The organism is Actinomyces wuliandei, assembly GCF_004010955.1.
In the GTDB taxonomy this organism is placed as follows: Bacteria; Actinomycetota; Actinomycetes; order Actinomycetales; family Actinomycetaceae; genus Actinomyces; species Actinomyces wuliandei.
The window spans coordinates 1-24,326 of record NZ_CP025227.1 but is presented as its reverse complement, the minus strand read 5'-3'; the positions used below and the strand labels follow the sequence as shown (position 1 = coordinate 24,326).

Annotated in this window: 19 protein-coding genes, 2 tRNA genes and 1 pseudogene; 7 read left to right on the top strand and 15 right to left on the bottom strand. The window is 64.5% G+C overall.

Annotated elements, in window-relative coordinates; translation table 11 throughout:
* The first annotated feature begins 1 nt into the window (after nucleotide 1).
* From CWS50_RS00100 to pknB, 4 genes are read left to right on the top strand one after another with little or no spacing between them, the layout of a single operon-like run.
* Nucleotides 2-1,759 carry an FtsW/RodA/SpoVE family cell cycle protein gene (locus CWS50_RS00100; RefSeq protein WP_127841160.1) on the top strand — a complete coding sequence of 586 codons (1,758 nt, stop codon included), beginning with the start codon at nucleotides 2-4 and terminating at the stop codon, nucleotides 1,757-1,759.
* Entirely contained in the window at nucleotides 1,756-3,249 is a 1,494-nt protein-coding gene (locus tag CWS50_RS00095) for a peptidoglycan D,D-transpeptidase FtsI family protein (RefSeq protein WP_127841159.1), read from the top strand. The genes CWS50_RS00100 and CWS50_RS00095 overlap by 4 nt, the downstream gene beginning before the upstream one ends.
* A complete protein-coding gene (locus tag CWS50_RS00090; protein WP_127841158.1) occupies nucleotides 3,246-4,496 on the top strand; it encodes a serine/threonine-protein kinase in 1,251 nt (416 codons plus the stop codon). Before CWS50_RS00095 ends, CWS50_RS00090 begins: the two co-directional genes overlap by 4 nt.
* Nucleotides 4,493-6,544, top strand: coding sequence for a Stk1 family PASTA domain-containing Ser/Thr kinase (gene pknB, locus CWS50_RS00085; RefSeq protein WP_127841157.1), 2,052 nt, complete (start codon nucleotides 4,493-4,495; stop codon nucleotides 6,542-6,544). Before CWS50_RS00090 ends, pknB begins: the two co-directional genes overlap by 4 nt.
* 118 nt (nucleotides 6,545-6,662) lie before the next feature.
* Here the strand turns inward: pknB and CWS50_RS12840 are convergent, their stop codons facing one another.
* Entirely contained in the window at nucleotides 6,663-6,821 is a 159-nt protein-coding gene (locus CWS50_RS12840) for a hypothetical protein (protein WP_164860028.1), read from the bottom strand.
* Nucleotides 6,821-7,600, bottom strand: coding sequence for a class E sortase (locus CWS50_RS00080; protein ID WP_127841156.1), 780 nt, complete (start codon nucleotides 7,598-7,600; stop codon nucleotides 6,821-6,823). Before CWS50_RS00080 ends, CWS50_RS12840 begins: the two co-directional genes overlap by 1 nt.
* Before the next feature lie 137 nt (nucleotides 7,601-7,737).
* Between CWS50_RS00080 and CWS50_RS00075 the strand changes: the two genes are divergently transcribed.
* Nucleotides 7,738-8,157 carry a cell division protein CrgA gene (locus tag CWS50_RS00075; RefSeq protein WP_243118366.1) on the top strand — a complete coding sequence of 140 codons (420 nt, stop codon included), beginning with the start codon at nucleotides 7,738-7,740 and terminating at the stop codon, nucleotides 8,155-8,157.
* Between the two features lie 166 nt (nucleotides 8,158-8,323).
* Here CWS50_RS00075 and CWS50_RS00070 read toward each other — a convergent pair whose 3' ends face one another.
* The 3 genes and pseudogenes from CWS50_RS00070 to CWS50_RS00065 all read right to left on the bottom strand — a co-directional run bounded on the left by CWS50_RS00070 (nucleotide 8,324) and on the right by CWS50_RS00065 (nucleotide 9,842).
* Entirely contained in the window at nucleotides 8,324-8,962 is a 639-nt protein-coding gene (locus tag CWS50_RS00070; protein WP_306821227.1) for a rhomboid family intramembrane serine protease, read from the bottom strand.
* A gap of 108 nt (nucleotides 8,963-9,070) precedes the next feature.
* Nucleotides 9,071-9,178: pseudogene (locus CWS50_RS13905) on the bottom strand (B-box zinc finger protein); the annotation flags it as partial.
* Between the two features lie 142 nt (nucleotides 9,179-9,320).
* Complete coding sequence (locus tag CWS50_RS00065; RefSeq protein ID WP_127841154.1) at nucleotides 9,321-9,842, bottom strand: peptidylprolyl isomerase; 522 nt, start codon at nucleotides 9,840-9,842, stop codon at nucleotides 9,321-9,323.
* A gap of 282 nt (nucleotides 9,843-10,124) precedes the next feature.
* Here CWS50_RS00065 and CWS50_RS00060 point away from each other — a divergent pair, with 282 nt between their 5' ends.
* The gene (locus tag CWS50_RS00060) at nucleotides 10,125-10,628 is read left to right on the top strand and encodes a hypothetical protein (protein WP_243118365.1); all 504 of its coding nucleotides are present in this window, start codon (nucleotides 10,125-10,127) and stop codon (nucleotides 10,626-10,628) included.
* 222 nt (nucleotides 10,629-10,850) lie between these two features.
* On the top strand, nucleotides 10,851-11,720 hold the full coding sequence (locus tag CWS50_RS00055; RefSeq protein WP_127841153.1) for an aldo/keto reductase: 870 nt from the start codon (nucleotides 10,851-10,853) through the stop codon (nucleotides 11,718-11,720).
* Between the two features lie 251 nt (nucleotides 11,721-11,971).
* On the opposite strand, the gene CWS50_RS00050 is transcribed toward CWS50_RS00055, so the two are convergent.
* From CWS50_RS00050 to dnaA, 10 genes are all read right to left on the bottom strand, one after another.
* The gene (locus tag CWS50_RS00050) at nucleotides 11,972-12,610 is read right to left on the bottom strand and encodes a DUF1345 domain-containing protein (protein ID WP_127841152.1); all 639 of its coding nucleotides are present in this window, start codon (nucleotides 12,608-12,610) and stop codon (nucleotides 11,972-11,974) included.
* A gap of 249 nt (nucleotides 12,611-12,859) precedes the next feature.
* Nucleotides 12,860-12,932 (bottom strand) — tRNA-Ala (locus CWS50_RS00045).
* Between the two features lie 173 nt (nucleotides 12,933-13,105).
* A tRNA-Ile gene (locus tag CWS50_RS00040) sits at nucleotides 13,106-13,179 on the bottom strand.
* A 48-nt stretch (nucleotides 13,180-13,227) separates the two neighbouring features.
* On the bottom strand, nucleotides 13,228-13,725 hold the full coding sequence (locus CWS50_RS00035; RefSeq protein ID WP_127841151.1) for a DUF3566 domain-containing protein: 498 nt from the start codon (nucleotides 13,723-13,725) through the stop codon (nucleotides 13,228-13,230).
* The gene (gene gyrA, locus CWS50_RS00030) at nucleotides 13,722-16,388 is read right to left on the bottom strand and encodes a DNA gyrase subunit A (RefSeq protein WP_127841150.1); all 2,667 of its coding nucleotides are present in this window, start codon (nucleotides 16,386-16,388) and stop codon (nucleotides 13,722-13,724) included. The genes CWS50_RS00035 and gyrA overlap by 4 nt, the downstream gene beginning before the upstream one ends.
* Nucleotides 16,389-16,496: 108 nt before the next feature.
* Entirely contained in the window at nucleotides 16,497-18,557 is a 2,061-nt protein-coding gene (gyrB, locus tag CWS50_RS00025; protein ID WP_127843103.1) for a DNA topoisomerase (ATP-hydrolyzing) subunit B, read from the bottom strand.
* A gap of 254 nt (nucleotides 18,558-18,811) precedes the next feature.
* Nucleotides 18,812-19,333, bottom strand: coding sequence for a DciA family protein (locus CWS50_RS13725; protein WP_257493117.1), 522 nt, complete (start codon nucleotides 19,331-19,333; stop codon nucleotides 18,812-18,814).
* A gap of 151 nt (nucleotides 19,334-19,484) precedes the next feature.
* Complete coding sequence (gene recF / locus CWS50_RS00015) at nucleotides 19,485-20,702, bottom strand: DNA replication/repair protein RecF (protein ID WP_127841149.1); 1,218 nt, start codon at nucleotides 20,700-20,702, stop codon at nucleotides 19,485-19,487.
* Between the two features lie 15 nt (nucleotides 20,703-20,717).
* The gene (gene dnaN / locus CWS50_RS00010) at nucleotides 20,718-21,848 is read right to left on the bottom strand and encodes a DNA polymerase III subunit beta (RefSeq protein WP_127841148.1); all 1,131 of its coding nucleotides are present in this window, start codon (nucleotides 21,846-21,848) and stop codon (nucleotides 20,718-20,720) included.
* A gap of 652 nt (nucleotides 21,849-22,500) precedes the next feature.
* Nucleotides 22,501-24,219, bottom strand: a complete 1,719-nt coding sequence (dnaA, locus tag CWS50_RS00005; protein WP_127841147.1) for a chromosomal replication initiator protein DnaA — start codon at nucleotides 24,217-24,219, stop codon at nucleotides 22,501-22,503.
* Between the last annotated feature and the right edge of the window lie 107 nt (nucleotides 24,220-24,326).

Genomic DNA, 24,326 nt, shown 5'->3' with positions numbered 1-24,326 from the left:
GATGAGTGCCGCCCCCGCCCCCGTCAGCACCCCCCCGGGCGTAGCCACGATCCACCCCGCCGGCTCCGCGCAACGGTCCGGCCGCTGGACGGAGGCAGCGCTGCTTGGCATCGCCCTGGTCATCGGTCTGGGAGGCTTCGTCCTGACTGCCCTCAACCGCACCGGCGCCTCTCCGGCACAGACCCTCCAGCTCGGCGCTGCCCTAGCCGTCATCGCCCTGGTCGTCCACCTGTGGGTCCGCCGCACCGCCCCCTGGGCCGACCCGGTGATCCTGCCTACCGCAGTCGCCCTCAACGGCATCGGCCTGGCCATGATCCAGCGGCTGGACCTGGCCTACCTCAGCAACGACCAGCCGGAGTTCTACGTCGGCAACAGGCAGCTGGTCTGGACCGTCCTGGGCGTCCTCTGCTTCTGCGCGGTCCTGGTGGTGCGTGACCACCGGCACCTGCGGCGGTGGGACCGCTGGGCCATGTGGCTGGGACTGGTGTTCCTGGTGCTCCCCTTCCTGCCTCTCATCGGCCGAGAGGTCAACGGGGCGCGGATCTGGATCATCATTGGCCCCATGTCCTTCCAGCCCGCAGAGCTGTCCAAGGTGCTGCTGGCGGTCTTCTTCGCCTCCTTCCTCGTGGCCAACCGTGACAACCTGGCACTGGCCGGACGCCGCGTACTGTGGATGAACCTGCCCCGTGCCCGTCACCTGGGACCGCTCCTGGTGGTGTGGGGCGTGAGTATCGTCGTCCTGGTGCTCCAGCGCGACCTGGGCTCCTCGGTGCTGCTGTTCGGCCTGTTCGTCGTGGTCCTCTACGTGGCCACGGACCGTCCTTCCTGGCTGCTCATCGGCGGGCTGCTGTTCCTGCCCGCCGCCTGGTTCGCCGCGACCCACCTCAGCCACGTCCAGCAGCGCATCAACGGCTGGCTCAATGCCATGGACCCCGAGGTCTACAACGGCATCGGCGGCTCCTGGCAGCTGGTGACGGGCCTGTTCGGAATGGCCTCCGGGGGGCTGGTTGGCTCGGGGTGGGGTGAGGGCTACCCCAGCCTGGTCACCTTCGCCAACTCTGACTTCATCATCGCCTCCCTGGGGGAGGAGCTGGGCCTGACCGGGTCCCTGGCAATCATCCTGCTGTACCTCATCCTGGTTCAAAGGGGGCTGCGCACCGCCATGGCCTTGCGGGACGGCTTTGGCAAGCTGCTGGCCACCGGACTGTCCTTCACTATCGGCCTGCAGGTCTTCGTGGTGGTTGGCGGAGTCACCCGGCTCATCCCGCTCACGGGCCTGACCACACCCTTCCTGGCCTACGGCGGCTCCTCCCTCATCTCCAACTGGATCATCCTGGCGCTGCTGATGCGGCTGTCTGACGCCGCCCGCCGCCCCTCCACCCAGGCACCTCAGATCATCGACACCGCCGAGCTGCCGAGCTCGCTGCGCAGCCAGGTCCTGCACGCCCGCGACAACGGCAGCATCGACGGCATAGATGACGACATCGACAACGACATGGACGACGCCGTCCCAGACCCGCAGGCGGTGCCCCTGACTCCCGACGGGTACAGCGATGCCACCGCGGACACCCCCAGATTCCTGGGCAGCGACGCGGAGACGACCACGATCACGACTGCGGACGCGCACGAGGTACCTGAGTGGCAGGGTCCCTACCAGGGCATGTCCGCCCACCAGGCCGCACTGCCGCCGACCCCGGTTCGAGGGCTCCGGCAGACCCCGCCTGGTGGCACAGGAGCCGATGGGCAGGAGAGCACATGAACCGTCAGATCCGTCAGGTCACCACCCTGGTCCTGGTGATGTTCCTTGCCCTGTCGGTGTCGCTGACCAGCGTGCAGGGGCTGGCACGTCCCGCTCTGTGGGAGTCGGCCTCCTCCTACGGGACGCTTGTGACTGACTCGCGGAACTCACGTACGGTCTACGCCCAGTTCGGCACCGACAGGGGCCCCATCCTCGTCGGTGACACCGCCGTGGCCGACACCGTGGAGTCGGACGACGCCTACGCCTTTCAGCGCACCTACCCCGGGGGCGAGGTGTACGCGCCGGTCACCGGCTACTTCGCCACCTCCTTCGCCTCCATGACCGCCATGGAGCGCGCCGGTAACTCCGTGCTCAACGGGGACGACCCCTCACTGTTCTCCTCTCGCGTCAGGTCACTGGTCACCGGGGGCGCCCAGCGCGGCGGCGCCCTGGAGCTGACAATCAACCCCCAGGCGCAGCAGGCCGCCTACGACGCCCTAGCAGGGCGTCAGGGCGCTGTCGTCGCCCTGGACCCCTCCACGGGCGCGGTCCTGGCAATGGTCTCCACCCCCTCCTTCGATCCCAGCGCGCTTGCCACCCACGACGGCAGCGCCGCCCAGGCCTCCCTTGAGGCCCTCAACGAGGACCCCTCCAAGCCCCTGACCAACCGCGCCATCGGTGGCGACCTGTACCCGCCGGGCTCCACCTTCAAGATCCTCACCACCGCTGCGGCACTGCGGCTGGGAACGGTCACCCCCGACTCCGAGGTCAGCGCCCCGGACACGATCACCCTGCCGGGAACCAGCCACTCACTGAGCAACTACGCCGGGGAGTCCTGCGGCAACGGCTCAGTCAGCTTTGCCTACGCCTTCATGGAGTCCTGCAACACGCCCTTCGCGCAGCTGGCTATCGATGTGGGGGAGGAGGAGCTGGCCGAAGAGGCCAGCGCCTGGGGCTTCGACAGTGACCTGTCGGTCCCCCTGACGGTCACGCCTTCGACCTATCCCGCGAACACCTCCGAGGCCCAGACCGCCATGGCTGGGATCGGCCAGGCCTCAGTGCGGGCGACGCCGATGATGATGGCCATGGTCGCGGCCACCGTCGCCAACAACGGCACCCAGATGTCTCCCTACCTGGTCTCTCGAACCCTGGACTCCGACCTCAACGTCGTGGACACGACCTCTCCGTCCGTGGCCCGAACCCCGATCGACACGGACACGGCTGCCTCCCTGTCTCAGCTGATGCAACAGACCGTGGCTGACGGTACCGGGCGGACCGCGCAGGTGGCGGGCGTGACGGTGGCTGGCAAGACTGGTACTGCGGAGACCGGGGCGGACGAGGGCGGCCCGACGACATGGTTCGTCGGTTTCGCCGGGACGGATATCGACAGCCCTGACGTGGCGGTCGCTGTCGTGCTGGACGGAGGCGCCGACACCGACTCCACCGCTACCGGCGGCTCCCTGGCCGGCCCTATTGCCGCCACGGTGATTGACGCGGTGGTGGAGCAGTGAGACCCCGAGTAGGTCTGGAGCTCCAGGGCCGCTACACCTTGGTGGAGCGCATCGCCCTGGGAGGCATGGGTGAGGTGTGGCGGGCCACGGACCTACGCTCAGGCCGGGCTGTTGCCGTGAAGATCCTGCGACCAGAGCTGGCTGGTGATGAGATCTTCCTGTCACGTCTGCGTGCCGAGGCCACCAACTCCCGCGGCCTGCGGCACCCCAACCTTGCCGTGGTCCTGGACTCGGGAGAGAAGGAGGGGACGGGCTGGATCGTCATGGAGCTTGTCCAGGGCAGGGCGCTGTCCGACATCCTGACGGAGAGGGGCACCCTGCCTCCCTCGGAGATCCTGCCCGTCCTGGCCCAGGTCGCCCGCGCTCTCCAGGTCGTGCACGACTCCGGTGTCGTGCACCGTGACGTCAAGCCGTCCAATATCCTCATCAACCGTGAGGGCCTGGCCAAGCTCACTGACTTCGGCATCTCCACCGGCCTGAACCAGCGGCCGATGACCGCCTCCGGCATGGTCATGGGCACAGCCCAGTACCTCGCCCCTGAGCAGGCTATGGGCAACATGGCCACTCCCGCCGGGGACCTCTACGGCCTGGGGATTATCGCCTACGAGGCACTAGTAGGACGACGCCCGTTCACCGGCGCCACCCAGGTGGATATCGCCTTCTCCCACGTCAACGACGACGTCCCTCCGCTTCCGGACACCCTGCCTCCCCAGGTCAGCGCCGTCGTCTTGAGCCTGCTGGCGAAGAAGCCGAAGGACCGCCCGGCCTCGGCCCGGGAGGTGGCCCGCACCCTGGACCGGATCGTGGTCAACCTGCCACCTGAGCCCTGGGCACCTACTGGGACCCCGGGCTGGGAGGCGACAGGCCGCCGCGAGGAGCTCAGGCACCAGGCTCCTCAGCCCGAGGGCTCTACCGAGGGCTCTGTGTCCTCAGTCCGTCCGACCCGGCCGGGACAGACAACCCGGCCCGCGTACTCGCAGACACCCGGTGCAGCCACGACGCCCAAGGCCGTCAGCCAGCCCGGGAGCACCCGGCACCAGCAGGACTCTGAGGACGCCCCGGAAGGCAGTCCCAGGCACGCCTCTGGCCGCCGTTTCATGGGCATGCGTCTGCCGTCCCTGCGGTTCTTCGTCCTCGTTCTGGCTGTGACCACGGTCCTGGCAGGCCTGGGTACGCTTGACTCAGCTCCCGAGGCCTCGACGACGGTGACCTCGCGTGCCGGTTTCCCTGTCAAGGAGGTACTGTGACCAGTCAGTTCCCCCAGGTCCTCGCGGGCCGCTACGAGATCCGCGACCTCATCGGACGTGGAGGCATGGCCGAGGTGCACCTTGGCTACGACACCCGGCTGTCACGTTGGGTAGCCATCAAGCTGCTGCGCTCAGACATTGCTGGCGACCCCACCTTCCAGGAGCGCTTCCGCCGTGAGGCGCAGTCCGCTGCCGCTCTCAACCACCCGGCGGTCGTCGCCGTCTACGACTCCGGCGAGGAGGAGCTGCCACAGTCCTCTGGTGCCGTCAGGCTGGTCCCCTACATTGTCATGGAGTACGTCGAGGGCCACTCTGTGCGCGAGCTCCTCAGCGAGGGCGAGGCGGTCCCTATCACCGAGGCCGTGGAGATCGTCACCGGCGTGCTTGACGCCCTGGAGTACTCCCACCGCACAGGCATTGTCCACCGCGACATCAAGCCTGGCAACATCATGCTGACCTCGACCGGGTCGGTCAAGGTCATGGACTTTGGTATCGCCCGCGCCATTGAGGACTCAGCCTCCACCGTCACCCAGACCCACACCGTAGTCGGGACAGCCCAGTACCTGTCACCAGAGCAGGCCCGGGGGGAGAGCGTCGACGCCCGCTCCGACCTGTACTCCACCGGCTGCCTCCTCTACGAGCTGCTGACCGGTCAGCCGCCCTTCCAGGGGGACTCCGCTGTCGCCATCGCCTACCAGCACGTGCGTGAGATCCCTCGTCGCCCCTCGGCACTGGCGGCGGACGTGCCCGAGTCCCTGGACCGGGTCATCCTCAAGTCCCTGGCCAAGAGCCGGGAGGACCGCTACCAGGACGCTGCCCACATGCGCGCTGACCTGCAGGCGGCCGCCCAGGGACTGGCGGTAGCCGCACCGGCCGCAGACTCCTGGGCAGCCGCTGGAGCGACATCTGTGGCTGCTCCCGCTGCCGCCCAGGCGGTCGGCTCCCAGGCTCCGGCACCGGCGGACTCCTCCGGCACGACGCAGTCCGCACCCTCACAGCGCAGGGGGCGCCTGTGGCTGCGTGTACTACTGGTAACCCTGCTCCTGGCGGCCGCAGTGGTCGCAGGACTGTACGCCTCGGGCCGTATCGGAGGCGACTCTGCTCCTGAGCCCTCGGCCTCCCCGACGGAGGTCGCCGTCCCTGACGTTGCTGAGATGACCGAGGACGAGGCCCGAGAGGCCGTAGAGACGGTCGGACTGGTCTTCAGCCGTGGCGAGGACGTCTCGCACAACACGATCGCCGAGGGTCTTGCCGTCTCCTCCGACCCCGAGGCAGGGACTGCCGCCGTAACGGGTACCACCGTGGTCATCTACTTCTCGGGGGGCTCAGCCATGGTCGACGTGCCCGACGTCTCCGGCAAGACCCAGGACGAGGCCCGCACCACCCTTGAGGAGGCCGGGCTTCAGGTCGGCAACGCCACGACAGAGGACTCCGGAACTGTCGCCAAGGACAGGGTTATTCGCACCGACCCTGTTGCTGGCAACCCGGTTCAGCGCGGTTCTACCGTGTCCCTGGTCCTGTCCACCGGGGAGACCCAGGTCCCGGACCTGACCGGAATGACCCAGGCGGAGGCCCGTGAGGCACTGACATCTGTCGGTCTGAGTGTCGGCAATGTTAGCCAGGAACCTTCCGCCAGTGTCGCCGAGGGCACGGTGATCTCCTCGGACCCAGCAGTCGGCACCCAGGTCTCCCAGGGCACCGAGGTCAACATCGTGGTCTCCAGCGGTGCGGGCACCCCGACACCAACAGCTACACCCTCAGCCACGGCAGCCTCCACAGCCGATACCGTCACCGTGCCTGACGTGTCTGGTATGAGCCACCAGGAGGCAGTGTCTGCCCTGGAAGGTGCCGGGCTGAGCGTCGACGGTGAGGCCGACCTCGCCTCCTCTGACTCGGTCCCGGCAGGAGACGTCATCTCTGTCAACCCGTCACCAGGTTCCGAGGTGGAGCGTGGTACGCAGGTCAGGCTGACACTCTCTGACGGTCCTCAGAACAACGCTGAGGAGGCGGCTGCCGACAACGAGGGGGACTCAGAGGGGCAGGAGTAGGAGGCGAGGGGAGTCCTCAGGCAGCGGGCGGGCGACGAGCTGCCTCTCCGACCTCTCCCGTCTACCGCCGTCCCCTCCACCGCCGAGGCCTAGCAGCCCTGGCACCGTAGAGGCCCAACTAACCCACGTCAGCATTGCCGGACAGGTTCCACGTCTCGTTCGCCCACGGGAAGACGATCTCCATGAGCAGGTAGACCACGGCTGCTGCCAGGAGGAGCGCCTGGACTGCCCGCAGCCACCAGGGTCCGGGCAGGTGCCGCCAGATCCAGCCGTACATCAGTTCACCTCCGAGTCGTTCAGGACTGATGCGGGACGCCCCTCAGAGCGGTCCATCCAGTAGGAGAGCTCGGCGTGGACAATCCAGCGGCGGTCGTTGCCCCACTCCCCAGTCGTCTCCCCGTGGCAGGTCGTCATCGTCAGCATGGCGGTCGTGGGGATCGCCGTCAGGTCCCCGGGAACAGGGGCAAGGACCTCGACCTGGTCAGGCATGACGATCTCATGGCTGGTGACCGTGTACACGTACCAGGTGTCGGCCGTCGAGACAATCACCTCGTCCCCCTCCTCCAGGAGGTCGATACGCCTGAAGGAGTTGCCGTAGGTGCGACGGTGGGCCGCCACGGCAAAGTTCCCGACCTCACCAACCTGCTGGGTCTCCGGGTAGTGGCCAGCAGCCGCCTGGTCCAGGACAGCAGATCCCGTCCCCTCGATCACAGGCATGTTGTTGTTGGTGACGCCATACCACTTGGGTACGATAAGCATCCCAATTGTCTGTCCGTTTCCGACCGGTTCGACCGCAGGAGGGTCCTCATAGTGGCGGGTGCCTTCCTCCTTGGGAGAGTCCACCTGGGTCCGCTCAAAGCTCGTCGTAGCAGCAGCAGCGCTGGCCGAGGCGTCGATCCCTGTCCACCACAGCTGCCAGGCCAGGAACAGGGCGATGACAAGTCCCGAGGTGATAAGGAGCTCTCCGACACCGGTCAGGACCGCATTGACGAAACGTCTGCCACGGTTGCGGCTATGAGCCTGCGCCTGGGGACGCACAGGATGGGTACTGGACATCAGACCTCTTTCGGTGTGGAAGGCCCAGTCTGCTGGCAGACCAGGATGAGCGCAAGGTCTCCCGTGGTGGACGTATCACGGTACAGACGTCCAGGATGCCTCGCACCATGCTCTAGGCTAGGGCGGGATACGTACTTGTGGCGGTCTTCGAGCCGCTCGCTGCCAGTGAGGAGACCCACGTGGTCCTGTGGAAGAAGTCTGGGAAGAATGCCGAGCGGCACCTGTCCGACAACGAGTTGAGGCACGCACTACGGTCAGGCAACCCGGCAAAGCGCGCCAGGGCGCTGGAGGAGCAGTCCCGGGCAGCAGCCAACCGGGTCTCCCGCACCCCTACCAAGGTCAAGGACACCTCCTCCCCCCGCTGGTACGCCCCCACAATGGTGTCGCTCCTGGTCATCGGGCTGCTATGGGTCGTGATCACCTACCTCTTCCAGGGGCAGTACCCGATCCCGTACTTTCAGGAGAACCACGCCTCAGACTGGCTCCTCAACGGCAACCTCTACATCGGCTTCCTCATCATGATGGTGGGCTTCCTGGGGCTTCTGCGATGGAGGTAGCCGGGTAGCCTCCCACCGAGCAGGCAGCACCTGTCCCCAGGGCAACACACACATGTGGATAACTACAGCACTGTAATTCCACAACTGTGTCCACACCTGGGGACAAGGTACATCAATGTCATTCACCCGTTGACCGACCTCTGCGGCCGCCAGCGGAGAATGACGGTCACCCAGGCCCCTGGACCAGGAGGCTCCGGACAAGCACCAGAGCCACCAGGACCACAGCAGCACCGGCTGTTGCCGCGACACCGTACAGGCCTCGTCTGTCCCTGGGCGCCCATGCGAAGACCGCTGCCAGCAGGCCACCGGTGAGCAGACCTCCCAGGTGCCCCTGCCACGAGATGTTGGCACCGAGGAATGAGATCACAGCGTTGAGGACCAGCAGCCCCACGATCTGTGAGGTGTCACGCCCGAGGCGGCGCTGCACCACAAACGTTGTGGCAAACAGGCCGAAGACTGCGCCCGAGGCACCGACCGTCAAGGTAACCCAGTCCTGGGAAGTCGGGGAGGCCAGCAGGTAGATCATGACAGACCCGCCCAAGGCGCTCAGGAGATAGACGGCGACGAACCGCCAGCGCCCCAGCACCGGTTCCAGGACGGAGCCCAGGACCCACAGCGCCCACATGTTGAATGCCAGGTGAAGCGGTGCCCCGTGGAGAAAGGCGGTGGTCAGGAACCGCCACGGCTCCTCCAGGGCAGCAGCCGGGACGAATCCGAGCAGGCGGTCTAGCGGGACAGAGGCCATCTGGAGGAGGAACTGCCCGACATAGACCACGACGCAGGCCAGGATCAGCACATTGGTCACAGTGGTACCCGACGTCGGCCTGCCCCCCAGGATGGTGCGTACGCGCCGCCGACCTGCTTCAGAGGCCCGTGCGCAGTCCACGCAGTGGACACCGACAGCACCGGGAACCTGGCACTCGGGACACACTGGGCGACCACAACGCTGGCAACGCACGTAGGCGGCAGTTTGCGGGTGCCGAGGACAGACAGGCGGGGTGGGGACAGGCTGCTGGGTCATCTGTATTTCCTGTGCGATCGTGCCGTTCGGACGCCTGCACACCGGACCGGCTGGGGCTGGCAGGGACACGGCCGGGCAGGAGCCGACCACCTGCCCGGTAGAGGCGGCCCCAGGGTGACGACCAGCACCGAGTGAACGCGGCTCACGGCATGACAGACACGGAGGTGATGACGACGTCCTCCACAGGACGGTCACGCTGGTCGGTCGTGACGCTGGCAATAGCGTCGACAACCTGCCTGGAGGCCGCATCCGTCACCGCGCCAAAGATCGTGTGCTTGCCCTGGAGCCACTCAGTGGGCGCCGTGGTAATGAAGAACTGCGAGCCGTTGGTCCCCTTGCCCAGCCGCCTGCCAGCGTTGGCCATAGCCAGCACGTAGGGGGCGGCAAAGGTAAGGGAGGGGTCGATCTCGTCGTCAAACACGTACCCCGGACCGCCAGTGCCGGTCCCCAGGGGGTCACCCCCCTGGATCATGAAGCCCGGGATCACCCGGTGGAAGATGACGTTGTCGTACAGTGGCGCGTGGGACTCTTCTCCTGTGCGCGGGTCAGTCCACGCCTTCTCGCCTGTCGCCAGCCCTACGAAGTTGGAGACGGTCTCAGGGGCCTGCTCAGGGTAGAGCTCAAGGCGGATGTCACCGTGGTTCGTGTGAAGAGTCGCTTCCATGGGAGCCATGGTTACACGGCTTGGCCCTTGGAGCAGGAGTCGCAACCTTGACCGCTACGCTGTTCACCCCAGGCAAAACCCTGGTTCCGCCGTTGGGCACGACCACCTCGACAGTGCGACCATAGTTTCTGTTCTACCTTCCGTCCCGAGCGAGGGAGCGACATCATGCCGTGCTGCAAGAAGACGTGCTGCAAGACCCACGCAAAGATCGACAGTGATCAACTCCGTCAGAGGGCTACTTCTCTTGCTGAGGCGGTCGCTGAGCAGGCTGCACGTACTGCTATGTGGCTGGCACCACACGTCAGCAAAGCCTGTGAGGACGTCTCTCGTGTCGCCAAGGACGCCCAGGTCCGACTGGAACCTGTGGTTGAGGAGGCCCGGCTACGCGTCACGGAGGACTATGTGCCCCGCGCTCAGCGTGCCGCTGTCGCCGCCCAGGCTGCTGCCCAGGGGGACGGCAACCTGACGGAACGCGCTCAGCGCGCGGCCGTCGCCGCAAAGTCCGCCGCATTGGAGGTTCCTGTGAAGAAGCAGAAGAAGCATCGCGTCCTCAAGACCCTGGGCTGGCTAGCCCTCGCTGGTGCGACAGCCAGCGCCGCCTACGTCATGTGGCGTCGTAGCCAGCCGGTGGAGGACCCCTGGGCAGAGGAGTACTGGGCAGACTCGACAGATACTCAGGACACCGGGTACGGCATTACTCCTGCCGAGGGTGCTCCTGAAGCGTCTCAGCACAGCGACGCGGAGCCGCCGACCGTCCCGCCGGCTCCTCCCGCCCCTGAGGGCTGAGCGGGACGGGCGGTCCTGGGGCGCAGCGACTGTGCCCCAGGACCGCTTTTTCCTGCTCGCAACAGTTCTGCACCGACTTGTCGCCCCAACCTACCCAGGCGGTGCTACCCAGGCGGTGGTGGTGCCGTAGTGACCGGTGCGGCATAACCGCCCTCGTGTGACTTCATCCTGTCTGTGTCCCGCCTGCCTGTGCTGTACTCCACTCCTGTGTATCCTGTCACCATGACTGGACTGCCAGCAGATCTTGTTCCCCTGGTTCACGGTACAACCTCCGCTACGTCGTCGACAGGCCCCCAGACGATCCCCCAGCTGGGGCTTGGCACCTACAAAGTGACCGATGCCGATGCTGAGCGCGTGGTCCTGACAGCGCTCGAACTGGGCTACCGGCATATCGACACGGCTCAGATGTACCGCAATGAGGCCGGAGTGGGCCGTGGTCTCGCGGCCAGCGGGCTGCCACGAGACCACCTGTTCATCACCTCCAAACTCGACAACCCCAACCACCGGCGGGATGACGCACTGCGTAGCATTGACACCACCCTCCAAGCCCTGGGTCTGGACTTCCTGGACCTGTTCCTGGTGCACTGGCCACTGGCCAGGTCAGCAGGGATCGACCTGGTAGATACCTGGCGCACCATGATCACGATTCTCTGCTCGGGTCGGGTCAGGGCGATCGGGGTATCAAACTACACCGCCGATCAGCTGCACCGGATCGTTGCGGCCACCGGAGTGGTGCCAGCAGTCAACCAGGTCGAGCTTCACCCGTGGCTGGCTCAAGAGTCTCTTCGTAGCGTCCACGAGGAGCTCGGTATCGTCACGCAGTCCTGGTCGCCGCTGGGCCGGGGGAAGGTTCTTCAAGACCCTGTGATCATACAGACGGCTCACGTCCTGGGGATAAGTCCCGCGCAGGTGGTTATCCGCTGGCATCTTCAGCGAGGCTTCGTAGTCATTCCCAAGTCAGTGCACCACGATCGCATCAAGACCAACGGTGACGTCTTCGGCTTTACCTTGAGTCAGGAGCAGATGGCGGCGATCAACGCCCTAGATCGCGGTCAGCGTACCGGGTCCCACCCCGACCAGGTCCAGGTATGAGCCGCACCGCCCGTCCAGGTCACGCCCGGTGCTGGTCACACACACGTCAGCGGGAAGGCAGTCGATGAGAGCGTCATAGATCTCCCACGGGTTGGGCATGACTGTCTCTCCGTCCGGGTTAACGACTCAGCCGCGTCGGCCGGGCGTCAGTCGCCAGGGCCAGGAGACTCTGGCTGGCGCGTAGTGAGCCACCTTAGTCATAAGGTCTTACACTCCTTACTCTCCTATCGATGCCACGCCCGCCCCCACACCTAAGCGTCGGCCACCAGGCTCTGCAGAACCTGGAAGGCTACCGCAACCACGAGGGCGTTGTAGACAAAGGAGATGACCGAGTGGAGGACGACCGCCGTACGCGCTCGACGGGTCAGGGCAGTCACGTCACTTACCGCGAATGACGTTCCGATAGTCACCGATAAGTAGATGTACTTGAGGCTGGTGTGGTCCTCCTCGCCAGGGAAGGCGAAGTCTGGGGTTCCACCCCGACGGTCGATGAGCGCGTAGATCTCAGCAAAGCCGATATGAACCAGTAGCCAGGACAGCAGGACTCCGGTAGCAGACAGCCCGATGACAACAACTGATGCCAGGTTGTAGTCGGTGAAGGACCGGAAAATGAGTGCCCACACGGCAGACTGCACCCCGACCAGACCGGCAAGCACAGGAAGCAGGCAAGCCCACCCTGGGCGCCATCGTCGTCCCATCCAGTACTCCGTCCTGGGAATGGCGAAGGAGGAGACAATAAACACGACAGCAACTACCTGCCAGGCCAGAAAAATGTTAGGGGTTGACGAGGAGACTGTCAGAAAAAGAGCGCTAAGAACTATGAGGGTCACAGTGACTACCATGTCCCAAGCGAGGAGAAGATATCTGCGCCAGGATCGTGCGGTAGCCACGTCAGACCTCCTTGGTTTAGGGGCAGCATGGTCGTCCAGGTGTCACCCTTGCCCTGCGCTGTCCTCAGGACTCGACTGCTGACGGTGACCGGTGATTTGCCCGGCCGTGTCAGGGCGCTGAACGCCTCGTTATCTCCACCTGTGCTGGCAGCCGCCTGCTGGGGCCTGCGAGAGACCTCCCCTGATGCTAGTCACACCCCCTCCAGGTTCCTACCAGGGACCAGTTGGGGCAAAACCCTTCACTCTACGTGGAGCCAACGGGACTCGAACCCGTAACCCCCTGCTTGCAAAGCAGGTGCGCTACCAATTGCGCCATGGCCCCGGCGTCTGGCCTCATCCCAGCGGGTCAGCAACTTCCACCCATGGAGCCCTCTGCCGACAACCCGAGTCCAGTCTCAGCCACAAGACGTAGGTCCCGGTAGCCAGAACCGCAAGAAGCATAATCGGGACAAGACCTCGACTATACATTTAGATCTCCTACCGACTTCGCTGGAGTGGGCCTAGCTGGACTCGAACCAGCGACCTCATCCTTATCAGGGATGCGCTCTAACCGACTGAGCTATAGGCCCGCGCCACTGGAAGAGGCTATCTCACCTAGCCCAGGACGGCCAACTCAGTTACTCGTCGGCGAGCGTGAGATGAATCCCACCGACTAGGGTGGCAGTGATGTTGTACAGGAAGGCCCCCACCGTCGCCAGAGCAGTGATAAGAATCATGTTGACGACTGCGACGATCGTTGACATCGCAAGGGCGCGTGGCAGCTGCAGGTAGGTCATGAGGGCGGTGAAGGCGTTGGAGTCCTCACCCGCGACTGTCCTGGCCAGGTCCTCAATCGTGGAGAAGACCCTCATAGCGTCCAGCATCAGCCATGTAAAAGCAGTGGCCACGATGACCATGATCCCTGCTGCAAAGCTCAGCAGGAAGGAGGCCTTCATCACTGACCACGGATCGATCCGGGTGAGCGCGAGCCGCACCCGCCGTGGACCAGTGATCTTCTTCTTGGACTTCTTCTCTTCCGCGTCCGACCCGGAAGACGTCGCCTCCATGACAGACACGGCATCTCCCGCAGGCTGGGGCGGCCCGCCACCAGGCGGGATGGATATCGGCTGGCTCATGCCTCTACCTCGCTCTCCTCACCGGTCAACGCTACCGCCTCACCCGTGGTGCTCGCATCCGTGCCTGCCTGAGTGGCCAGATCTGGCGCCGAGCCAGGAGCCTCCGTGTCAGATGGCCTCGTAGCATCCTCGGCTGCCTCAGGCACCTCCGGGCTGTCGAGGTCCCGCTCGGCGTTACGAGCCACCGCGATGATGCGGTCACCCTCATCAGGCTTGGCAAAGGTCACACCCTGTGTCGTCCTTCCGGTGACCGAGACCTCGCAGACGGCAGAGCGCACGACCTTCCCAGAAGCCATGATGCACATGACCTCGTCACTGGGCGCAGTTGTCAGCGCCCCCACCAGCTCGCCACGCTCCTCTACCAGGTTGGCCACCTTGACCCCCAGGCCGCCCCTCCCCTTGACAGGGTAGTCAGCCACGTTGGTTCGCTTGGCGTAACCTGCCTCAGTCACCACGAACAGGTCCGCCTCCGTCCAGGAGGGGTCAATGACGTCCATGGCAAGCAACGAGTCTCCCGGCCGGAAGCGCATACCGGTGACGCCGCTCGTCGCACGCCCGGTTGGCCGCAACGTGGCGTCATCCGCGTGAAAACGCAGCGACTGGCCGTGGTGGGAGACCAGCAGCAGGTCCTGACCCTCGGAGACCAGGCGCGCAGAGACCAGCTCGTCGGCTCTTCCCTCCTCGTCCTGGCGCAGGTTGATAGCGATAACCCCTCCGGAACGGTTGGAGTTGTACTCCTGAAGCCTGGTCTTCTTCACCAGGCCCCGGCGTGTGGCGAGCACGAGGTAGTCTGCCTGCCCGTAGTCCGTGAGCTCCATGACCTGGGCAATCTCCTCCCCGGGCTGGAAGGCGAGGAGGTTCGCCACGTGCTGGCCCCTGGAGTCGCGACCTCCCTCCGGGAGCTCATAGCCCTTGGCCCGGTAGACCCGTCCCAAGTTGGTGAAGAAGAGCAACCAGCGGTGAGTCGTAGTGACGAAGAAGTGGCTGACCACGTCGTCCTCCCGCAGGACCGCACCCTTGACTCCTTTGCCCCCCCGGTGCTGGGACCGATAGGCATCAGTACGGGTCCGCTTGGCGTAGCCGGAACGAGTGATCGTCACCACCACCTCCTCCTCGGGGATGAGGTCCTCCATGCTCATCTCACCGTCGAAGGGCACGATTGTCGTACGTCGCTCGTCACCATACTTGTCCACGATCTCCGCCAGCTCGGAGGAGACGATGCCGCGCTGGCGGTCAGGACTGGCAATAATGTCGCGCAGGTCGGCCACACGGGCGGTGAGGTCGTCAGACTCCTGCTGGATCTTCAGACGTTCCAGGGCAGCCAGGCGACGCAGCTGGAGAGAGAGGATGGCCTCAGCCTGTGCCTCGTCGACTCCTAGCAGGTCCATAAGCCCCTGCCTGGCCTCCTCGGTGGTAGGCGAGCGGCGGATGAGGGCGATCACGGCGTCCAGGGCGTCAATAGCAGCCAGAAGACCACGTAGGATGTGCAGCCGCTCCTCCGCCTTGCGAAGCCGGAAGCGTGACCGCCGCACGATGACGTCAATCTGGTGGGAGACCCAGTGACGCACAAACCCGTCCAGGCTCAGGGTGCGAGGCACACCGTCGACCAGGGCCAGCATGTTCGCAGGGAAGTTGTCCTGCAGCTGGGTGCGCTTGTACAGGTTGTTGAGCACTACCTTGGCGACAGCGTCGCGCTTGAGGACGATCACCAGCCTCTGACCAGTACGTCCCGAGGTCTCATCACGAATGTCAGCGATACCCTGGACCTGGCCCTCACGCACCAGCTGGGCAATCTTGTCGGCCAGGTTGTCAGGATTAACCTGGTAGGGCAGCTCTGTCACCACAAGGCACTGGCGTCCCTGGATCTCCTCAACCTCCACCACCGCACGCTGGGTGATCGAGCCGCGACCGGTGCGGTAGGCGTTCTCAATACCGCGACGTCCCAAGATCGTGGCACCAGTAGGGAAGTCAGGGCCAGGAATCCGGGCGACAAGGGCCTCAAGAAGCTCTTCGCGGGACGCCTCGGGATGGGAGAGGAACCACTGAACACCGCTGGCGACCTCACGCAGGTTGTGCGGAGGGATGCGGGTGGCCATACCCACCGCAATCCCCTCCGAACCGTTAACCAGCAAACTGGGGAACCGGGAGGGAAGAATCGCCGGCTCCTGGTTACGCCCGTCATAGTTGTCCTGGAAGTCGACGCTTTCCTCGTCAATGTCGCGAACCATCTCCATGGCCAGGGGAGCCATCTTGCACTCGGTGTAACGGGGTGCGGCCGGGCCCAGGTTTCCCGGGGTACCAAAGTTTCCCTGACCGGCCACCAGGGGGTAGCGCAGAGACCACCACTGGACCAGACGAGCCAGGGCGTCGTAGATGGCACTGTCCCCGTGGGGATGGTAGTTCCCCATCACGTCACCCACCACGCGGGAGGACTTGGAGAAGGAGGCGCTAGGCCGGTACCCGCCGTCGTACATGGCATAGAGAACGCGCCTGTGAACAGGCTTCAGCCCGTCACGCACGTCCGGCAGCGCACGTCCGACAATGACGCTCATGGCGTAGTCAAGGTAGGAGCGCTGCATCTCCATCTGCAGATCGACCGGCTGGATACGGTCGTGATCCGTCTCCTTAGTACCGTCGATGCCGGTGGTGTTATCGTCGCTCACGGATTTCCTTCGGTCTTGTGTTTCGGTGTCCACCTGGCGCCTGGACAACCAGGGGCACGAGACGGCCTCGGCCCAGGACCAGTCAGCGGGTCATGAGTACCAGGGTGCTCAGATGTCAAGGAAGCGCACATCTGTCGCGTTGCGCTGGATAAAGGAGCGACGCTGCTCGACGTCGTCGCCCATGAGGATGGCAAAGGTCTCGTCAGCGTCAGCCGCCTCGTCGAGGGTGACCTGCTTGAGGACCCGGCTCCTTGGGTCCATCGTTGTCTCCCACAGCTCATGGTCGTTCATCTCACCCAGACCCTTGTAGCGCTGGATACCGCCCTCCTTGGGCAGACGCCGACCGGCTGCCCACCCAGCCTCAAGAAGCTGGTCACGCTCGGCGTCCGAGTAGGCGAACTCGTGATCAGCACCAACCCACTTGAGCCGGTACAGAGGGGGCATGGCGATATAGGCGTGCCCGTGCTCGATGAGAGGTCTCATGTACCGGAACAGGAGTGTCAGCAAGAGCGTGGCGATGTGCTGTCCGTCGACGTCGGCGTCAGCCATGATGACAATCTTGCCATAGCGCAGCCGGGAGATGTCGAAGTCCTCACCAATACCTGTGCCGAAGGCTGTGATGAGGCTACGGATCGTCTCCGACGACAGTGCCCTGTCCAGCCTGGCCTTTTCCACGTTGAGGATCTTTCCCCGAATCGGCATGATCGCCTGGTGCTCCGGGTCGCGCCCGCCCACGGCGGACCCCCCGGCAGAGTCGCCCTCGACGATGAAGATCTCGCACTCCTCAGCCACGCGGGAGGAGCAGTCACGCAGCTTGCCCGGCATGGAGGCGGACTCAAGGACCCCCTTACGCCGAGTGGCCTCCCGTGCCTTACGAGCAGCCAGTCGCGCGGTAGCGGCCTGAATAGCCTTGGCCACCACAGCCTTGGCATCAGCCGGGTGGGAGTCAAGCCAGTCACCGAGCTGGGCATAGACTGTCTGCTGAACAAAGGTACGGGCTTCAGTGTTACCGAGCTTGGTCTTGGTCTGCCCCTCGAACTGTGGCTCTGAGAGCTTGACCGAGATAACTGCAGTCAGTCCCTCACGGACGTCGTCGCCAGTGAGGTTGTCCTCCTTGTCCTTGAGCAGCCCCCTTTCACGGGCGTACTTGTTGACCAGGGTCGTCAGCGCCGTGCGGAAGCCTTCCTCGTGGGTACCGCCCTCCGTCGTGTTGATGGTGTTGGCATAGGTGTGCACGGACTCCGAGTAAGCGCTGGTCCACTGCATAGCGATCTCTAGGCTGATAGACCGTCCGTCCTCTGCAACCTGCTCAGCCTCAAAGGCGATGATCTCAGGGTGGATCAGGTCCGTCTTCTTAGAGGTGTTGAGAAAGGCGACGTAGTCTCGCAGGCCGTGCTCGTAGCAGTAGCTGACGCCACGGTGTCCCACAACCGGGTCGTCAGCAGGCCCGGCCTCGTCCCCGGTTATCTCGTCCCCGGAGTCCTGCACGCCGGCGCGCTCGTCCGTCAACGTAATACGCAGGCCCCTGTTGAGGAAGGCCATCTGCTGAAACCGTCGGCGCAGGGTCTCATAGTCAAAGCTGACCGTCTCGAAGACAGCAGGATCAGGGTAGAAGGTCTGAGTCGTCCCCGTGTCCTGCGTAGGTGCTCCCCGCACAAGGTCGGTCACCGGCTTTCCGCCCTCAGCAAAGGACATGCGCCACACGTACCCCTGCCGACGAACCTCCGTCTCTACATGGGTGGACAAAGCATTGACCACGGAGATCCCCACCCCGTGAAGGCCGCCAGACACCGCGTAGCCACCACCACCGAACTTTCCTCCGGCATGGAGTATCGTCATGACGACCTCCACGGTCGGCCGCTGCTCAGTAGGGTGGTTGTCTACGGGGATACCTCGCCCGTTGTCCGTCACGCGTACACCGCCGTCGGCCAGGAGAGTGACCTCAATGTGGTCGCAGTATCCGGCGAGGGCCTCGTCCACCGAGTTGTCCACTACCTCGTAGACCAGGTGGTGCAGACCACGCTCACCGGTGGACCCGATGTACATACCGGGACGCTTACGAACTGCCTCAAGCCCTTCAAGGACAGTGATGTCCGAGGCTCCGTAGTCCTTGCTCCCTGATGCCGTCGGATCAAGGCCTCCTGAGGACGCAGCCTCGGAAGTCGTCATGATGTCCTGGTCAGACACGTGTCAGTTGCTCCTCGTTCTGTGCGCAGAAGGGACCTGGGTGGTCCGATGTCCCCGCCCCGCTCCCTCCTTGAGCCGATCCTGTCTGGACACCGCGCTACAAGAGGTACTTGTACATCTGGACGGTCATGGGCGCACCGTGGGCGCTTGGGGGTATCCTAGCTCAGGAGGACGCACGGCTCCGTAACCGAGAGGTCTTCAGAGACGTGCCTGTGGTCACCTCAGTTATAAAGAAGTTACCCGTAAGTGTCGCGAGGACCACGCGCGCCGTGTAGCCCCACTCCTCGATGTCGCCAGCTCGGTGCTGCGGGCCCGAGAATCCGCAGCGCCACAGGCGAGCGTCGCCCAGTCTGCCCTGGACGACTCCTCACGTCCGCCGTGCCTCCAGGTGCCGACTTCATCGCCTCGGCGACACGCGCCTCGATAGTGGGCTGAAGCAACCGCAGCTGCTGGGCCCAGCTGGAGGACGAGGCACGCACAGTAACCTGGTCGGTGTCAAAAGACTCCACAGTGCAGTGCTGAGCAACCTGTTCTCCCACAATACTGGGCCATCGCGACACGGTCCACGCTACAGCAAGCCTGTCCGCCCATCCGTGACCAGCGACAATACGGTGCAGCTCCTCGCGGCCCGTGCACGGGTCGTAGGGAGTGGGACCGGGTCGGTCCCGCCCGCGTGCCAACCCAGGTCCACGGTCATCCGGGTCCTCACCCGGCTGCAGAGCACGGGCACGCTCACGTCGAAGGTCCCACGGTGCCACCTCCTGCTCACGGTCCACGCCATGCCCAGGAGTCCGGGTCTCCCCTGACTCCCAGGCACGCCGCCGCTGACGTGCCAGGGAGCGCTGGGCAAGGACGTCAACCGGCTCCTGGTTGTCGCGACGGGGCTGCCGGACCAAGTCAGGTCGTTGCTCAGCCACTGGTCACCCTCCCTCCCAGGACATGAAAACGCGCCCCGTCAAGCTCTGCAGGAACGTCGGCGTCCACTGCCGCCGTCAGCAGCACCTGCCGGGCACCTGCAACCATCTCAGCCAGCGCACGGCGCCGCTGCCGGTCCAGTGAGGCGAAGACGTCGTCAAGGATGAGAACGGGCTCGGCGTCACCACCATAGGTGTCGGCACCGTGGCGCAGCATCTCGTAGGAGGCCAGTCGTAGGGCCAGGGCGAGCGACCACTGCTCCCCGTGAGAGGCAAACCCTCTGGCAGGCAGACCTCCCAGGAACAGGCTGAGGTCGTCGCGATGCGCGCCGACAAGACTTGCTCCCCTGTCAATCTCCCGCTCGTGAAGCTGAGCCATCGCCGTCCTCAGCCGTGCAGCAACCGCAGCCGGGTCACGAAGTGCCTCCTCGGTGTCATACCAGGTCTCCTCCTGCTGTGGGTCAGGATCTCCGGTCCCTTCGTGGGCACACAGACTGGAGCGGTAGGCAATCTGGGCGGAGGACTGCCCTGCGGAGACCGTCCTGTAGGACGACTCCACCCAGGGACGCAGCCGCCGTAGCACCTCGATCCGGGCCGCGATAAGACGCGAGGCGACATCAGCGAGCTGGGCGTCCCAGACCTCCAGAGTGGAGAGCAGCGACTCCCTGCCCCCCACACGTGATCGCGCAGCGCGCGCCGATTTCAGGAGGCTGGCTCTCTGGGAGAGGATCTTGGAGTGCTCGGCAAGCACACCTGCTAGTCCTGGCCGCAGCGTGACCGCCAGGTCGTCCAAGAGACGGCGGCGCAGGCTAGGCTCCTCACGCACCACGGCAAGGTCCTCCGGAGCGAAGACAACGGCTCGCAGGATTCCCAGCAGGTCCCGAGGACGGCAGTTTCCACGATTTATCCTAGCCCTGTTGGCCTTCCCTGCGATGATCTCGATCTCCAGGACAGTAGGACGGTCCGTGTGCACCACTCTTGCTCTCAGAACAGCTCCCTGAGGCTGGGGAGAACCAGCAGGAGCGCGTCGTACCAGAGCCGTGTCCGCACCAGCCCGGTGCGACGAGAGCATCGCCATATAGGCGACAGCCTCTACCAGGTTGGTCTTTCCCTGGCCGTTGGGACCCACGAAGGCGGTGGGCCCGGGGTCCAGAGAGAGAACCAGGTTCTCGTAGGAACGGAAGTTGTCCAGGGAGAGATCGGAGAGGTACACGTCGTTTTAGGACGGTCAGGCACCGAACCGAATCGGCATGATGAGGTAGCGGAAGCGATGGTCCTCGTCACCACCAACGGAGTCGACGCCGGTAAGTACCGCAGGCTTGGACGAGTGCGTGAAGTCAAGCCTGACGTAAGGATGCTCCAGCGCCCCCAGGCCGTCCAGCAGGAAGGCAGGGTTGAAGGCAGTCGTGATGTCCTCGCCCTCAAGGTGGGACACAAGCTGCTCGGAGGCCTGTGCGTCGTCACTCTGACCTGCGTCAAGGGAGAGTGCACCCTGGGTGAAGGTCATGTGGACAGGTGTTGACCGTTCAGCAACCAGGCTGACGCGCCGGACCGCAGCCATAAGCTCCTCAGTCCCGACGGTGGCGTGAATGGTCGTCGTCTCTGGGAACAGCCGACGTACAGGCGGGTAGTCACCGTCAGTGAGCAGGGAGGTGGTTCGTCGTCCGCCTGCCTCGAAACCAATGAGCCCCGACGAGGTGCTGTCGTCAGATAGGGCAAGGGTGATCTCACCCGAGGAGGTCAGGGACTTGGCGACGTCAGACAGGGTTCGGGCCTTGAGCAGTGCTGTCGTGGAGATCTCCGCGTGCGACGGGTTCCATGTCATCTCACGCATCGCGAGCCGGTAACGATCAGTGGCCATCAGGACCAGTGACTCCCCCTCAACTTCTATCTGCACGCTGGTGAGCAGAGGGAGGGTGTCGTCACGTGAGGCTGCGGCAGAGACCTGTGCCACTGCCCGGGCCAGGTCATGAGCGTCTACTGTCCCCGCCACGGCAGGCAGGGCAGGCAGGGCAGGATAGTCGTCGGCTGCCATGGCGGCCAGGGAGAAGCGTGACGACCCGCAGGTGACAGTGACCTTGGTACCTTTGACCTCAAGTTCCACGGGCTTGTTGGGCAGGGACTTGGCGATGTCGGCAAGCAGCCTCCCCGACACCAGGACGACGCCCTCCTCCTCTACCTCGGCGGCAATCTCGCTACGTGCCGACACCTCGTAGTCAAAAGAGGCCAGGACCAAGGTTGCCCCTGCGGCCTCCAGGCGCACTCCGGCCAGGACAGGTACCGGCGGACGAGCCGGGACGGAACGAGCGGTCCAGGTCACAGCTTCAGCGAGGACGTCACGATCAACCCTGAGCTTCACGGTGGATGCCTTCCTGTCGGTCTTCCTGGTTCCTGGCTCCGTGATCCCTGGCGGTGGGGCGGAGCGGGGTCGCGGGTACGGGCTGGCCCGTGGCAGTGACCCGTACACAGAAGTCTAGACGGCACCTCACCACTGGTCTGACAGCCCCACCCCGCGTATACCTCGGCACCAGGAGGCTCGAGACGAGTGACGTGTGAGGCACCTTGGGTCCCCCTCAAGCAGGTTCGAGGAGCCGATGGAGTCCCGGTGGCTGTGCCGTGCTTCGTGCTCGAGGTTTTCTTGGTCTGTAGGTGTAGTAGCACATGTGGATCCTGGGGAGAACCGGTTCTTGAACGGGAACGCTGCGGCGATCTCTGTGGAACCACAAAGGAGTGGTTCTGGTGAGGAAGTGGTAGGAGCAGTGGAGACCAGGTAGTGACAGAGATGTAGTTCCACAGCCTGCTTCTGTCTCTCCACACTGTGTCGGGCCGTCGTCCACCTGTCCTCCCCAGCAACGTCCACATGAGTCGCGCCGACGACGGTTGCTCTGTCTGGGGCAGCGTGTCCGTCCAGGGTGTGTCCGTCCAGGGTGTGGCCTCTGTTCGGACTGGGGTCACGCAGCGGCGACAGCTGCCCGATCCGACCAGTTGGCTGGTCGTCAGGCGAGGTCGGATCAGTGCTGTGGGGACTGTGCAGCCTGCTTAATCCGACTGGTCAGCTCTGTGACCTGGTTGAAGGTGGAGCGGCGTTCAGCCATCAGGGTGCGGATCTTCTTGTCGGCGCTCATGACCGTGGTGTGGTCGCGTCCCCCAAACTCACGACCGATCTTGGGCAACGAGAGGTCGGTGAGCTCGCGGCACAGGTACATGGCGATGTGGCGGGCGGACACGATCGTGCGGGAGCGGTTGGCGGAGCACAGGTCGTCGATGGTGATACCAAAGTAGTCAGAGGTCTGCGCCATGATGAGCGAGGCCGTGATCTCTTGTCCCTCCGGGTCAGAGATGAGGTCCTTTAGAACCATCTCTGCCAGCGTGTGGTCTACTGGTTGCTTGTTGAGGGAGGCGAAGGCGGTGACTCTGATAAGCGCTCCCTCGAGCTCACGGATGTTGGTCGTGACGCGTGAGGCGATGTACTCCAGGACGTCCAGGGGAAGATCAAGGCCCTCGGCAGATCCCTTGCGTGAGAGTATCGCGATACGAGTTTCCAGGTCGGGAGGCTGGACATCGGCTAGCAGGCCCCACTCGAAGCGTGACCGCAGGCGCTCGTCGAGACCTCCCAGCGCCTTAGGAGGCTGGTCGGAGGTAAGGACCACCTGCTTGCCGGAGGAGTGCAGAGAGTTGAAGGTGTGGAAGAACTCCTCCAGGGTGGACTCTTTCCCCTGGAGGAACTGGATGTCGTCGACGAGAAGGATGTCTACCTCGCGGTAGCGTCGCTTGAATCCTTCCATGCGGCCGTCGTCCTGGTTGCCGTCGCGCACGCAAGCGATGAAGTCTGAGACAAAGACCTCAGAGTTGACGTACTTGACACGGATGCCAGGGTTAAGCGTTCGTGAGTAGTGTCCGATAGCATGGAGAAGATGTGTCTTCCCCAAGCCCGATCCCCCGTATATAAATAAAGGATTGTAAGCGCGGGCAGGTGCCTCGGCCACGGCGAGGGCAGTGGCGTGGGCGAACCGGTTAGAGGAGCCTGTCACGTAGGTGTCAAAGGTGTAGCGCGGGTTGAGTTGGGAGATGTCGTCAGCGGCGTTGGGGGTCAGCAGGGCTGAGGAAGGTGGGTACGTCACTGCGGAGGAGGACGCAGCGGTACGGTGAGAGGTCCTGGTGGCTGAGGTACCAGTAGTTGAGGGAACAATGGACGAGGAAGTCGTTCCCTGGGGTTGGGGGATGCTGGGGTGACCTGCACCGGGAGCGGGTTCACCCCTGGTGGGGACGGGTACCGTGCCAGGCGGTACGGCGTACTCGTCGGCAGAGGGGGTCTGAGGGTAGATGTCGGTACCGTCGTTTGGTGGGTTAGTCCGGTAGCCAGCGCTCAGCGGCATCCCGTTGTGGCCCGAAGCGGTGTCATGGGGTGGGCGCGCCGTGGCCAGGTTGATCGGTTCCTGGGGTCTGGAGGGGACGGACCTGCTAAGACTGGTCCCTTCTGAAGAAGTGTCAACGGTCACCTCGATGGGCACCGAGTGCCCCCAGACCTGGGCGACTGCGGCAGCGATAGGTACTCGTGACTGCTCCACGATGTCCTTGGCGAAGGCAGATCCCACAACAAGAACGAGAGTACCGTCTACGTCGATGACGTGAGTCATACGGATCATCGACATCTTGCCTTGCCCTAGTTCTCCTGAGGTGGAGAGGACCTCCAGTGCGGAAAGCCACTGGGTGTTGGCTGCATCGGGCACGATGGACTCCTGACAGGCATGACTGCGTGGTGTACCAGCATACTGGTTGATGTGGGCCATGATGCAGTTTGTCCACAGAGTTGTCCACAACTGGGGGAGACCGGTGA